The sequence below is a fragment of the Symploca atlantica LB2515 genome (assembly GCF_052546295.1).
The window spans coordinates 5841886-5855914 of sequence record NZ_JBQWMT010000001.1 but is presented as its reverse complement, the minus strand read 5'-3'; the positions used below and the strand labels follow the sequence as shown (position 1 = coordinate 5855914).

Genomic DNA, 14029 nt, shown 5'->3' with positions numbered 1-14029 from the left:
AACCTCGAAAACAATAGTAAACAATGTAACAAAACTTAGGGTTTTCTCATCTGGTGACTCTAATCAACTATGATTACTCTCGTGGAACTCTGGATTATGTTCTATACACTTCTTAATAAAATAGTCGAATCTGAGGCATCAGAAAAGTTTTAATCTAGAGGCTGACGTGGTTTAGCCAGGGCATTTGTTTATTAAAGGCATCGCGGAAATCCCTGTCCATATTTTTTTCGGTGGGAAGGGAAAAGGTATTAGGTGCGGTTCGGCCTTAAGGTAAGCAAAATTGGCTGGCATTGGAACCTTGTTCAGACTTAACACAGTAGCAATTTGTCGATGGGAGCGTTTGAAAACCAATGAGTGTTAAGGCAAGTGGTGGAAGCTCGGTTGCGCGTCCGCAACTATATCAAACAGTACCGGTTTCAACAATTATCCAAGCAGAACAACAAGACCGGTTTTTGGCGGGTGGTGAGCTAAGCGAGCTTGCCAGTTACTTCCGCTCTGGTGCAAGGCGTTTGGAAGTTGCAGATATTATCAGCCAAAACTCAGATCTGATTGTATCCCGTGCGGCCAACCGGATTTTTGTGGGTGGTTCGCCGATGGCTTACCTAGAAAAGCCAGTAGAAGAGACTCTCCAGGAAATGGTGACCTCAGGCGGTGGTGCTGCCGTCAGCACGGATGTCAGAGACTCGATGAAACTGGGAACAGTCACTTATGTAGAGAGTGGTGGCGGCTTCTTAGAAGGTCTGCGAGGACTCTTCAGTACTTCGAGCGGCGGCCCGGCACCAGCAGGTTTCCGGCCGATTAACGTCTCCCGTTACGGCCCGAAAAACATGCAGAAGTCCCTGCGGGACTTGTCCTGGATGTTGCGCTATCTAACTTATGCGATCGTTGCCGGTGATCCGAATATCCTCACCGTTAACGTCCGGGGTCTACGGGAAGTGATCGAAAATGCTTGTTCTGGAGAAGCTACCTTAGTCGCAGTACAGGAAATGCGCAGTGCTTCCCTAGGATATTTCAAGCGTGATGCTGAAAGCCGGGAAATTGTTGCTCAGTACTTCGAGATTCTAATTAACGAATTTAAGGCGGCTACTCCTTCAGATAAGGTGCGGCAGCGTCCTTCATCTGACCAGCAAGGTCTGCAATTACCTCAAAGTTACTTTAATGCTGCAGAGCGCCGTCCGAAGTTTGTCATGAAAACTGGTCTGTCGGCATCAGAAAAGCAAGAGGTAGTTAGGGCAACCTATCGGCAGATCTTTGAGCGTGACATTACCCGGGCCTATAGCCAATCCATCTCTTACCTGGAGTCTCAGGTAAAAAATGGCGACATCTCGATGAAAGAATTTGTCCGCCGCCTGGGTAAATCAGTACTCTACCGAAAGCAATTTTACGAACCCTTCATTAACTCTCGGGCACTAGAACTGGCTTTCCGGCATTTCCTAGGCCGTGGCCCTAGTTCTCGTGAAGAAGTTCAAAAATACTTCTCCATTGTGTCTAATGGTGGTTTAGCAGCTCTTGTAGATGAGTTGGTAGATTCTCCGGAATACTCCGACTACTTTGGTGAAGAAACCGTTCCCTATCTAAGAGGTCTGGGTCAAGAAGCCCAAGAATGCCGTAATTGGGGGATGCAGCAAGATTTATTGAGGTACAGCGCCCCCTTCCGTAAAGTCCCTCAATTTATCACAACCTTTGCCAAGTACGAACAGCCTCTACCTGACCAGCATCCTTACGGCGCTGGTAACGACCCATTAGAAATTCAGTTCGGGGCAATTTTCCCGAAACAAACCCGCAATCCTAACTCCCGGCCAGCACCTTTTGGCAAGGATACCAAGCGTATCCTGATCCATAAAGGTCCAGGCATCAAAAACCAAAACAGCAATCCCAAGGCTAGGGGTGAGTTTCCTGGTTCCCTTGGTTCCAAGGTGTCCCGCTTAGACCAGTTACCCGGTGCTAATCTTAAAGCTAAAGGAACTAGTGTTAAGTTCTCGGAAAGCTCCACCCAAGCAGTAATTAATGCCTGTTATCTCCAAGTATTTGGCTGTCTTCCCTATGAATGGGAACGCATGAAGGTGGCAGAAATTAAGCTAGAAAACGGCGATATCACCCTGCGAGATTTTGTCCGGATGTTGGCCAAGTCGGATGGTTTCCGTAAGCGTTACTGGACATCGCTGTATGTGGTTAAAGCAGTGGAATACATCCACCGTCGTCTTTTAGGACGTCCTAGCTATGGACGTCAGGAGATGAACAAATACTTTGATATTTGTGCCAAGAAAGGCTTTTATGCTCTAGTTGATGCGATCATCGACAGCAAAGAGTACGAAGAAGCTTTTGGGGAAGATACCGTTCCTTATGAGCGCTATCTAACTCCGGCCGGTTTACAGTTGCGCTCAACACGACCCGGTAGCTTGAAAGAAGATATGGCCACTAGGGTTGACAAAGAAACAACACCGCGCTTTGTTGAACTTGGTCAAGTTACCGAGATGCGCACGGAACCTGATATTCAATTCCGCGTTAATCAAGGCGTAACTGTCAAGCGTGAGCAAACGAAAGTCTTCAAGCTAACCAACACGCTTGACAAAGTAGCTTTGGCAACCCTGATTCGAGCTGCTTACCGGCAAATCTTCGAGCGGGATATTGAACCCTACATCATCAAGAATCAATTCTCTGCCCTAGCCAGCAAGCTAGGCAACTGCGAAATTAATGTCAAAGAGTTGATTGAAGGGTTAGGTTGTTCAGAACTTTATATCAAAGAGTTTTACACTCCTTACCCCAACACCAAAGTGATTGAGCTGGGAACTAAGCACTTCCTCGGTCGTGCCCCCGAAAATCAGAAGGAAATCCAAAAGTACAATCAGATTTTGGCTTCTCAAGGCATCCGTGGCTTTATTGGTGCCATGGTCAACAGCATGGAGTATGCCCAAGTGTTTGGAGAAGATACAGTGCCTTACCGGCGCTTCCCGACCTTGCCAGCAGCCAACTTCCCCAATACTCAGAAGCTCTATAACAAGTTGACTAAGCAAGATGACGAGCTAGTGGTTCCCAGTTTTGAGCCAGTTAAAGCCCGTATGGAGGCCTCAAAGATGCCCTTAACGGGTAAAGTGATCGCTGACACCCAGGCAAAAGAACGGCAACAGCAAATGAGCCAGCCGGATATCCTAGGAGTGGGTCGCTCGTTTTCTGGAGAGTCTCTTGGCGTGAGCGTAACCAGTCCTCAAAAAACTAGGATTGTCCGCTTGAACAAAGGGGCAAACCCTGCAGAAATCGAACTGGTGATTCATGCCATCTACTCTCAAGTAATGGATCTCTTCAGTTCTCAGGTGCCAGCAGAATACCGACATCCTGATCTAGAGAGCAGCCTGCGCAATGGTCTAGCCTCAGTGCGAGGGTTTGTCAAAGCTGTAGCAAGTTCTGAGTTCTATGAGCAGCGTTTCTGCTTACCCTATCCCCAAGCCAAAGCTGTGGAGTTACTATTCCGGCACTTGCTAGGGCGCACACCAGAAACCCAAACAGAAATACAGCACTACGGCAAACTCCTAAATGAGCAGGGTTTACCAGCTGCAGTAGAAGCAATCCTTGATAGCGCCGAGTATGCTCGTTTCTTTGGTGAGAATGTAGTTCCTTACAATCGCTTTCCTACTCTGTCGGTAAGCAACTATCCAGGTAGTGTCAAAGCTATCTCTGATCAGAGAGAGAGGGGCTAGTAACTTATTAAAGACGGCTGCTAGCAAGCAAAGCCAGCGTTCTGCAGCTTCCTTGATGAGGTGCAGAACGCCCTAACCCCCTATTAATTCACCAGGTTGCACCAAAAGCATTGGCAGCTTCAGCCTGATCGGGATCTGGACGGAAAGCATTTTTGTTTTCCGTCTCTAATCTCCTGCAACTTCTTGTTAATCACTCATCAGCAGAAATCTGAGGAGAAATATTACAAACTGTTGCAGCAAAGTAAGAATGGGAATGATCTATCGCAGAATGTTTGCGGAAGGTGGCTGTGTCTCTGAACCTAATGCATCGCTAATTACTCCAACGAACTCTAATGAAAGTTAGGGCATCTTAGTAGATTGGGGTCAAAGCTGTAATTGAGAGCAATCTATTACAGCCTGTTAGTGAAGGCTTAGGTAAAGTGGTTCAGCAATCAAGAATGTGAATGCCAGTTTAGACACATCTGGTTATATTTTTTTGGAGGAATCCATCGATGAGTATAGTCACGAAATCCATTGTTAACGCCGACGCTGAGGCCCGCTATCTCAGCCCTGGCGAACTAGATCGGATTAAGAGCTTTGTTACCAGTGGTGACCAGCGTCTCCGTATCGCTCAGACCTTAACTGACTCCCGCGAGCGCATCGTTAAGCAAGCTGGCGACCAATTGTTCCAGAAGCGTCCCGATGTTGTTTCTCCTGGCGGCAATGCCTACGGTGAAGAAATGACTGCTACTTGTCTGCGAGATATGGACTACTATCTGCGTCTCATCACCTACGGAGTAGTAGCTGGCGACGTTACACCAATTGAAGAAATTGGTCTAGTAGGTGTTCGGGAAATGTATAAGTCCCTAGGTACTCCTATTGATGGAGTAGCAGAAAGTGTCCGCGCGATGAAGAGTGTTGCCACCTCAATGATGTCTGGGGAAGACGCTTCTGAAGCTGGATCTTATTTCGATTACGTAATTGGTGGACTGGGGCAGTAGACTTAGAGTCCTTTCCCGCTACAGATTAAAAACGCGACATTGCGCAGCGCCTAGACGCGCTAATCAGGTCTGTAAGCCAGATTCAAGAGAGTAGGTGAAATAAGGAAATAGAACTATGCAAGACGCAATTACCTCTGTAATCAACGCTTCCGATGTTCAAGGCAAGTACTTGGACTCCTCCGCTATGGAAAAGCTCAAAGGCTATTTCAAAACCGGTGAACTGCGAGTGCGTGCGGCTACAACTATCAGCGCTAACGCTGCCACCATTGTTAAGGAAGCCGTCGCCAAGTCCTTACTTTATTCGGATATCACTCGTCCCGGCGGCAATATGTACACAACTCGCCGCTACGCTGCTTGCATCCGTGATTTGGATTACTACTTGCGCTATGCTACCTATGCCATGTTAGCAGGCGACCCTTCCATCCTGGATGAGCGTGTACTCAACGGCTTGAAAGAAACCTACAATTCTTTAGGTGTTCCTGTGGGCGCAACTGTACAAGCTATCCAAGCGATGAAAGAAGTTACCGCCAGCCTTGTTGGTTCCGATGCTGGTAAGGAAATGGGCGTCTACTTTGACTATATCTGCTCCGGCTTGAGCTAAGAGATTTCTCTTAACTTAAATTCTGAGCTTTTAGTAGGTTGTCTGGTTAAGGTATGGGAAGTCAATTGTGAGTGCTAGTTTGTTAGAGGCGAGTTGTCATTCTTCGCGATTAGGCAGATTAGTTTCAGCGGTCTAGTATTGACAATTGACTCCCGACCTTTGTTTTGTGTACGCAAGCCTAAAGAAGTTTCGTAGTAGTGAGATCACCTGCTTAGTTAGGTAAAAACGACTTTAAGAAGGTGTTTGACTCCATGCCGCTTTAGTCAAGTACACAATAACCCAAAAAGTATTTTGAGTATTGCTTTGAGCCGTCGCTTCAAAAACGGAATTCAAATTTAAAATTTCTTAACTCAATCAGGAGAGATAAACACATGCGGACGTTTAAAGTAACTGCCTGCGTTCCCAGCCAAACCAGAATCAGAACACAACGAGAATTACAAAATACTTATTTTACAAAGTTGGTTCCTTACGATAACTGGTTTCGTGAGCAACAGCGAATTATGAAAATGGGTGGCAAAATTATTAAGGTTGAGCTGGCCACTGGTAAGCAGGGTATGAATACCGGCTTGCTTTAAGTTTGGCGGTGTTTCCTAGATCAAGACTACCGCTTCAGGTTGGTGGTTCAAAAGGGGAGCAGCTCAGGAAAAATAAAACGACTAATCTATAGCTACCCCCTCTAGTTAAATCTGACTAAGGGGGTTTAGTGATCTGAGCAATTGACTTCTCTCTAGTTGGGGGTGACACCGGGATTCGTTGCCAAGAGAAAATGGTTAATTGTCACTTTACTTATTAATTACTTTCAGACCAGGCTATTGGCAGCATTCTTTTTTGAAATTGGTATCAGCACTAAAGTGACTGAACTTCTATCTTCGAGTGTCTCATCGTGAGTATTGCATACTAATAGAGAAACAGTACTAGTCATTGACTATCTATTAACTATTAGTGGTTTTACGCGATCTGCTTATGTTGGTTAATCCCGACGCTAGACAATGGGCAATAGGTGCCCGCCTACTGCGTTGGTTAACTTTTTTATGGATGTTTATTGGATTAGCCGTTCTCTTCTCAGCGTCTTATCCTAGTGCAGATGCCGAGTTTGGAGATGGGCTGTATTACTTCAAGCGACAGCTAATTTCTATCTTGCTGGGCTTAGTAGTGTTTAACTTACTGGTGCGATCGCCTTTGCGCTTTGTACTAAAAGTGTGTCATTGGTTTGTGATACTACTGCTAGGATTACTTGTGGTAACCCTGATTCCCGGACTGGGAACCACAATTAATGGTGCAAGCCGTTGGTTATCGTTTGGAGTATTTCCGTTTCAACCTTCGGAGTTAATTAAGCCCTTTTTAGTGCTACAAAGCGCTCGACTCTTTGGTCGATGGGACCGGCTAACTTGGGGGTTTCGTTTACTTTGGCTCGGAATTTTTATCTGTGTGCTTCTGAGCATTTTGATACAGCCAAACCTGAGTACTGCAGCCCTGTGCGGTATGACTTTGTGGCTAGTGGCAGTAGCGGCAGGTTTACCTTTTCCCTACCTAGGGGGAACAGCCCTGGCAGGTGTTGTGCTGGGTGTAATCAGTATCAGCATCAAGGAATACCAAAGGCGCCGGGTGATGTCATTTCTCAATCCCTGGGCTGATCCAATGAACGACGGCTACCAATTAGTTCAAAGCCTCTTGGCAGTCGGTTCTGGTGGCACTTGGGGTTCTGGGTTTGGGTTATCGCAACAAAAACTATTCTACTTACCAATTCAGTACACTGATTTTATCTTTGCCGTATTTGCTGAAGAGTTCGGCTTTGCAGGTAGTGTTCTGCTACTGTTACTAGTCATGGCTTATGCGACAGTGGCGCTGATGGTAGCAATGAAGGCACACAACAAAGTTCATCAGCTAGTGGCTATCGGTTCAATGATTTTGCTCGTAGGACAGTCGCTGCTAAATATCGGCGTTGCTACCGGTGTTTTGCCAACAACAGGTTTGCCGTTCCCCTTCTTCAGCTATGGCGGTAATTCGATGATTGCTAGTTTGATCTCCGCAGCACTACTAATTAGAGTGGCAAGAGAGAGTAGCGAGGCTGAAGTTGTCAACCTCAAATCACGTCGCCAGCTATTAGCAGAAAGGCGGCGTTCTAGGATCAATAAGCAATAGCTAGATAAAACTTAGAAAGATAACTGGAAGCTTTGCAGAGTATCAGGTTTCACTGGAAGAGAAAGCCAGCCAAAAGGAGGGGCAATAATAAAAGGGCAGACACGATTACCACGACGGTGACTGGATCAACCTGAATGATATTCTTTTCTGGATCGCTCATCGGGCACCTCCGGTAAAATATGCAGATAAACTTCAGACTAAAGGAAATTTGCTGATCTCTCAACTTCTATTCAAGGGAAATAACTGATCCTTTGACGAGTCCATGGGATGGTTACTAATTTATAGCAGTTTTACTAGGGATGAAGTGTAATTTTGTCACTTTGAAGTAATTAAAGTTTTAGACTAACTCAAATTTGACTCCGTTAAACTTTTTACTATTACCTCTAATTAAGCAGTTAAGTTTACTCATTAAGGTTAACCAAGAAACTGATGAGAAGCTTATTCAGCTTATTTGAGTCAAATTTATGGTCTGGAAAATTATTCAGAGAAGATAATTAATATCTTAAAGCTTAATTTGTGAAAAGCTAATTTTATCTGGGTCATATTTTAAAGGATACACGCCAGACTTCCCTCTATAGGCTGATGAATACTTGATGTGCATTGAGAAAAATCGAAGGAGTAGACAAAATTACAACAACTAAAATTCTGCATTCGTGCAGGTCTAGTTTTGTTGGAAAAAAGGAGGTAAATAAGCATGGCTATAGGGCAACTTAGACGTGCAGTAGGTATTTTTGGCAACCGTCGCGATGCGGAATATGCCCTCAGCAAACTTAGATCAACGTGTCTCCCACGGAGATTACTTAATCGTGCTAGAAGGCACTGAGACTGAAATCCGCACTGCTGAAACCGTTCTTAACAATCGGGGAGTTAGCGATTGGGGTATTTACGATGTACCCGGAGTTAATACTAATCCTCGAATGGGTATTCTCTAAGCGTTTGTCGATAATTAATCAACAAATAATTTGAACGCACAAACATACTAATCCCTCTTAGTCTGTCGCTTATTTAGTAGTGACAGGCTATTGATTGCTGAGTTACTTGACTTGACGACGTTAGAGTTGGAGGAAAGAGGAAAACGCTATCTTGGGAATAATTAGCAGTCTTCCCTAGTGCGAGGGTCACCATGAATCAAGAGCAACAGCAGCCAGTAGCGCTTGAAAAACCAACTTATACTGAAAAAACTAATCGCATCAAGGCTTGGAGTCAATTTATTAAATCGGTAACTCCCTACATTTGGGTTGCTATCGTGCTAATTGTCATTATTCCTTTGATTGGTAAAGGCTTTATTGGTAATTCGGTTACAGCCAATTTAGAAACCTCAGAGGACAGAATCACGCAAGTTGAAGTTAACAGAACAATAGCTGATCAAGGCGAAATTGAGCAAGCGATGGCAACTGCAATCACTGATGCCCATAATCAGGCAGAGAACTTTGCTTCAAAAAAATTAGATGAGTGGGTTGATCAATTGATGAAACGCGTTGATCACAATTTTATCGATTGGTATTTTGATTACTTTAATCAAAAAAGACTGGAGTTTAGCGCTCCCTTTATCTGGTTATCTTCAGCAGCAGCCCACTGGATAGATACTAATAACCAGCCTCCGAGTCAAGTAGTAGCAGAAAACTTGACGGAAAACTTTCAAACCGAATTTGCTAAGCGCGTTCTTAGACCAAGAATTGCACAACTTGAACTAGAAAGAATAACTAGAGATACAATTAATATCTATCTTACAGAACTAGGTAGTAATATTGCGACTGTTCAAAGCAGTTACCAGATTCCTCAAGGAAACTGGGAGCGCTATCTCGATGACATTGGTGTTACGATTAATGATAGTGAAGGAAATATTGCCAACTTATCTTTGAAGTTGTTAACCGGTGGCAGCACTATCCTGATAGCTAAGGCAATGATGCCTCTGGTGACTAAGATAGGAAGTCAAGTGGCGTTATCTTTCGCTGGCAAAGCCACGGCAAAAATGGCAGCAAAAACTGGTGGTATAGTAGCTGGGAAATTTGGCGCGCAGCTAGTAGACCCCATTGTGGCCGTAGGCATTATCATTTGGGACGTCTGGGAGTACCAGCACACCGTAAAGGTAGATAAACCAATTTTGCGGGAAGCAATTCAAGACTATTTAGAAGAAGTCAAAGCTTCACTGCTCGATAACCCCGAAAATAGCATCATGGCAGCAATCTATCAGCTAGAGGGCGGCGTTATCAAATCAGTTCAATCTGCAACTTATCGAGCATAATTAGTCTTTGGAGCTGCCAAAACTAATACCTAAGAGTTAGTTGATTAGTTCCGCTAATTGTAATAATTACCCAAGAAAGCGATCACTAAAAGGGCAATCCGATTACCTGTTCCCTAAGCTCTTTAGTGAAGTTGAAGACCAGGGTGCATCTAATCCTAGTACACGTCTAGCTTTTGAGCCTCTGAATAGTCTTACCGGGTCAGATTGGGGCGATAATATCGCTATACTGCCAATTGAGGCCCTTATTGATTTTTTGAATTTCTCGAGGAGCAGATATATGACATCTTATGCAGCATCTTCTGCCAGAGCCGAGATGAGTGAACTCCGGCGTCTGAAAACTTTACTACCGCCAGAATTGCAGAGTTGGGTTATGGTGGAAGCCACAACCGAAGTCAATCCTCCCTTGCTTCGCTCAGAAGAGATTGGCAGAGACGAAGTAGAGATTCAAATTGATCTGGTCAAATGGGAGCAATTAGCCCTTGACCAGCGTAACCTGCTGTTTTGGCACGAAGTTGCTCGTATCCAAAATGACACCATTCCCAAAGAGGGTTGGGAAATGGCAGCCCTGGCAATTGGTTTAGGTGGTGCTGTCGGCGAGCTCTGGGTGCAAGATGGTTTGTTGCTCTTGTTGGCTTTAGGCTTGTGTGGCGTTTCCGGCTGGAGACTTTACCAGAAAAACAATGGGGAGAAAAACGTCAAGGAAGCTCTAGAGGCTGACGAGAAAGCGATCGCCATTGCCACTCGTTTTGGCTATACTCTACCTAACGCCTACAAGAGTCTCGGCAGTGCTCTAAAAACCTTAATTGAAATCACTCCAGGTCGCCGTCAACGCCGCAAATACGAAGCAAGGCTCTCAGCTCTGAAAAAAAGTGCTGCCCAAGCCAAGGCGAAAATGAAAGGCCAACGCGAAGGAATCATCTAAAGCTGACCAATCATTTTATGAGTCTGGGGTATCACTCGCACTTGCTTAAGAGTGTCTTTCATTAAAGTCTGCCAAGCAAGAACTTGTTCAGGAGAAGGGGGTAGCACTGGGTACTTCGATGCCGCCACAGGCGTCACTGGCTGCAAAAATACCGGAATTTTAGGATTGACGTCTGCTACTAAATGAGCCGCTTTCTGCAACTCAACTGGGTTCGTATTGCGGTCGATGATTAACTTGACAAATACCTCCACAGAAGCCTGGTCACAAAGGTGGAGAAATTCTGCATGAGATAGCCATCTATCTTCCCCACTCACACTAGGTAGCTTGATATCCATACCGACTAAATCTAAGTAAGGTAGAACCCTTGCTAGTTGTTGGGGACGATGACCGCCGCTTTCGAGATAAATTGGCAGTAGAGTTAATTGCCTCAGCTGAGGGAGAAACTCAACCAGAAATGGAGCATGAAGCAGTGGTTCACCACCAGTGAGGCTAATGCTATCGTGCAAACCCGGTCGGTTTTGTCGCTCCACCCAGTTGAGAAGCAAACTAGCAGGCACAGGATTAGAATGAGTTTCAAAGTCACGGTGTCCAGGCGTCTGCTCAATGCGACAATCTTTGGGAACACTCCATGTATTAGCACTATCACAGAAATGGCAGCGTAGGTCACACAAGGCAAAACGGATAAAAAGCTGACGGGTGCCTACGTTTAACCCTTCCCCTTGAATAGCAGAAAAAATTTCAATGAGTCGTGCGCTGAGTTGAGTTTCTGGAAGCATCTGACAAGTTAATTGTTAAGTGACCATTCCTGAGTGCTGGATACTGCTAAAAAAAACTCCGGAAAAAGAGGAAATTACTCCGTAAGGAATACTAGTTATCTGCTCGATAATAGGCGTATACCGATCACTTTGACCTAAGTACCTGGCAAAGTGAAAGTTTGTAGGACACAATGTTGGTCAGAACAATAGGCAACGACTAGGTAGCGAGTCTTTATGGTTGACCCGGTTTCCGCAGCGGATTTTAAAGTGATGTTCCTCAACGAAACTCCTATAGTGCAGGTTCCAGCTCGCATTAGCGTACTTGAAGCTGTAGCTCTTAAAAAGAACTTTCAAGAACTTTTACAAGAAAACTCTCCTCCAGTAAAGATCATATTTGATTTTAGCCAGACTACGTTTATCGATAGTAGTGGCATCGGTGCTCTTGTAAGTAATCACAAAAGCGCCGCCGAAAAAGGGGTACAAATGATACTTAAGGGTGTACTCCCTCCAGTCTTGGGAGTTTTGGAAATGACCGGACTCGACAAGATTTTGAGCGTTGAGCCACTAGATATTTCTACAGTAAAAACGACAGGAAGATCAGAGCCCCGTCCACTGCCGACTACTCACCCTTCCCTACGTTCTTGGCTGAAGCGATTTATTGATATTGTTGGGGGAACGGTTGGTCTTGGCATTACTGCTTTGGTCTTGATTCCCATTGCCATTGCCATTAAGCTTGACAGTCCCGGGCCGATCTTCTTTTGTCAAACTCGTCTTGGCTGGATGGGAAAACAGTTTCGGATTTGGAAATTCCGTTCCATGTTTATGGATGCCGAAGCAAGGCTAAAAGAACTCGAAGCTCAAAATGAAGCCGGTGATAACAAGATCTTCAAATTAGAAAATGATCCCAGAATAACCCCCGTTGGCAAATTTTTACGGCGGACTAGCCTTGATGAACTGCCTCAGTTTTGGAATGTCATTAGAGGTGAGATGAGTCTAGTCGGAACTAGACCGCCGACACCGAATGAAGTCGAAATTTATGAAGTACCTGAGTGGCAGCGTTTAGATGTCAAACCCGGTATGACAGGCGAGTGGCAGGTGAATGGGAGAGCCAAAATAACCCCGTTTGAAGAAATTATTCAATGGGATTTACAGTACCAGCGAAACTGGAGCTTGACCCATGATCTTAAACTGATTCTCCAAACCATCTTGGTAGTGTTTCGTAGAGAAGGTAAGTAAATAGTGGCGCATCTCAAAAAAACCCGGAATCCTTTTCGGTTTATGCATAACGAAAAACCACTAAAACAATCCCATCTTCGGTTAGAGACGGACTTGAAAGCAGTAGAAGAAGTCTTGCAGTGGTTTGAGCAATTTGCACCACCGCTACTGCCCGAACAACTTTGGCAAAAATCTCAAATTGCCCTGGTAGAAGGCTTCACAAATGCTGTTCGTCATGCTCATCGCAATCTACCTCAGACAACAGTGATTGAAATTGAGCTACAGTTATTTACTGACTATTTGGAGATCCGGATTTGGGACCAGGGACAACCTTTTGATTTATATGCTAAGCTCGAATCCCTCTGCCGAGAGGATTGTGATCCTCTAGACAAAGAAGGGGGCAGAGGGCTAATCTTTATCCAACAACTAACGGATGAGCTTTCTTACCAGCGCCTAGACGACCAACGCAATTGTCTGCTGATGCGTAAGTGGTTCTAGATTTCCGCAGAAGCTCGTTCAATTAAACGTCGTGCCAAGGTTTGAATACCGGTATGTTCGTAGTAGTTGGTAGACATATCCAGAAAAGCAGCCAAATAGTCTAACTTGTCATCAGAAAACTCAATAAAGCCTTGCAGATTATTTGCTACTTTTTGAGGAGTCAAACCTTTTTCTGCAACAAAGCCACCCATCCAACCTTGGACTGAATCAAAGCTGCGATTAATAAAATTGAGTTTCGACTGAGAATCATCGCCGGGAATAGCGTCATTAATGCTCTTAAAACCCTGATTTTCTTCCAGTCTGGAAGGAGTTATACCTGAGATGGTTGATTGTGCTTTCTGCAGAAAATCGGGGCCGAGGGGAATTAGACCATCAAAACAAACCAGTGCTGCCATCCGCATCAAGGATTCACCACTGTAGTCAGATAAAGCAGCGACAAAATCGCCGATGCTATCTCCGGGAATACCATTAATCTGGCAAAAAGCCACCAGTTCCACCACCACTTTCAAGCACAAATCGAGACTTTGAGCTTTGTCAGCTTTCGGTGTCAGCCGATTTAAGAATCCCAAAAGTGGTACTTTTTCGCCAATTTTGTTGCCTAAAGCCGCAGCGCCCAGCGCACTACCAGTGCTATCGATAGTTTGGTACAGCCACAGAGCACGTTGGTAAGCCTGGGAACGGTCGTTGTACAAATAGACGGCGCGATCGCCAATTTGCTGGATTAGTTCTTCATCGTCTTCACCAGTGACAGCACGGATTGTATTTTCAAAACCAACCAAGTTTTCCCATTGACCGGGAACAACAAAATCGAGAGCCTTGAGTGCTCTCGTTGTCATGTTGCTGGTTGGCAGGTTATCAACTAGTTCAAAAATTGGCTTGCTCACACTCAATATCCTTTTTATTTTGTTGAGTTTTGCATCTTGCATCTTGGTTTTGTTGTCAGAGAAAATTGTCCCCGACGACTGCAAATAAACTA

At 44.9% G+C, this 14029-nt stretch carries 12 protein-coding genes; 10 read left to right on the top strand and 2 right to left on the bottom strand.

Annotation, left to right across the window (positions count from 1 at the left end):
* The first annotated feature begins 350 nt into the window (after window positions 1-350).
* The 8 genes from ACT7WV_RS24210 (at window position 351) to ACT7WV_RS24170 (ending at window position 10585) form a co-directional block, all read left to right on the top strand.
* Complete coding sequence (locus tag ACT7WV_RS24210; RefSeq protein WP_463424196.1) at window positions 351-3695, top strand: phycobilisome rod-core linker polypeptide; 3345 nt, start codon at window positions 351-353, stop codon at window positions 3693-3695.
* 491 nt (window positions 3696-4186) lie between these two features.
* Complete coding sequence (gene apcA, locus ACT7WV_RS24200; RefSeq protein ID WP_445105321.1) at window positions 4187-4675, top strand: allophycocyanin subunit alpha; 489 nt, start codon at window positions 4187-4189, stop codon at window positions 4673-4675.
* Window positions 4676-4790: 115 nt separating this feature from the next.
* Window positions 4791-5276 carry an allophycocyanin subunit beta gene (gene apcB / locus ACT7WV_RS24195; RefSeq protein WP_445105320.1) on the top strand — a complete coding sequence of 162 codons (486 nt, stop codon included), beginning with the start codon at window positions 4791-4793 and terminating at the stop codon, window positions 5274-5276.
* A gap of 371 nt (window positions 5277-5647) precedes the next feature.
* Window positions 5648-5851 (top strand): phycobilisome linker polypeptide, encoded by a 204-nt coding sequence (locus ACT7WV_RS24190; RefSeq protein ID WP_445105319.1) that lies wholly within the window; start codon window positions 5648-5650, stop codon window positions 5849-5851.
* A 367-nt stretch (window positions 5852-6218) separates the two neighbouring features.
* Complete coding sequence (locus ACT7WV_RS24185; protein ID WP_445105318.1) at window positions 6219-7418, top strand: FtsW/RodA/SpoVE family cell cycle protein; 1200 nt, start codon at window positions 6219-6221, stop codon at window positions 7416-7418.
* Window positions 7419-8164: 746 nt separating this feature from the next.
* Window positions 8165-8350 carry a hypothetical protein gene (locus ACT7WV_RS24180; RefSeq protein WP_445105317.1) on the top strand — a complete coding sequence of 62 codons (186 nt, stop codon included), beginning with the start codon at window positions 8165-8167 and terminating at the stop codon, window positions 8348-8350.
* Window positions 8351-8541: 191 nt separating this feature from the next.
* Window positions 8542-9663, top strand: coding sequence for a hypothetical protein (locus ACT7WV_RS24175; protein WP_445105316.1), 1122 nt, complete (start codon window positions 8542-8544; stop codon window positions 9661-9663).
* 277 nt (window positions 9664-9940) lie between these two features.
* Entirely contained in the window at window positions 9941-10585 is a 645-nt protein-coding gene (locus ACT7WV_RS24170) for a DUF3318 domain-containing protein (RefSeq protein ID WP_445105315.1), read from the top strand.
* Here ACT7WV_RS24170 and ACT7WV_RS24165 read toward each other — a convergent pair.
* Window positions 10582-11361, bottom strand: coding sequence for a 7-carboxy-7-deazaguanine synthase QueE (locus ACT7WV_RS24165; protein WP_445105314.1), 780 nt, complete (start codon window positions 11359-11361; stop codon window positions 10582-10584). The genes ACT7WV_RS24170 and ACT7WV_RS24165 overlap by 4 nt on opposite strands.
* Window positions 11362-11574: 213 nt before the next feature.
* Here ACT7WV_RS24165 and ACT7WV_RS24160 point away from each other — a divergent pair, with 213 nt between their 5' ends.
* Window positions 11575-12576, top strand: a complete 1002-nt coding sequence (locus ACT7WV_RS24160) for a sugar transferase (RefSeq protein ID WP_445105313.1) — start codon at window positions 11575-11577, stop codon at window positions 12574-12576.
* A 3-nt stretch (window positions 12577-12579) separates the two neighbouring features.
* The gene (locus ACT7WV_RS24155) at window positions 12580-13053 is read left to right on the top strand and encodes an ATP-binding protein (RefSeq protein WP_445105312.1); all 474 of its coding nucleotides are present in this window, start codon (window positions 12580-12582) and stop codon (window positions 13051-13053) included.
* Here the strand turns inward: ACT7WV_RS24155 and ACT7WV_RS24150 are convergent.
* Complete coding sequence (locus ACT7WV_RS24150) at window positions 13050-13937, bottom strand: hypothetical protein (protein ID WP_445105311.1); 888 nt, start codon at window positions 13935-13937, stop codon at window positions 13050-13052. The two genes, ACT7WV_RS24155 and ACT7WV_RS24150, sit on opposite strands and share 4 nt — an antisense overlap.
* Between the last annotated feature and the right edge of the window lie 92 nt (window positions 13938-14029).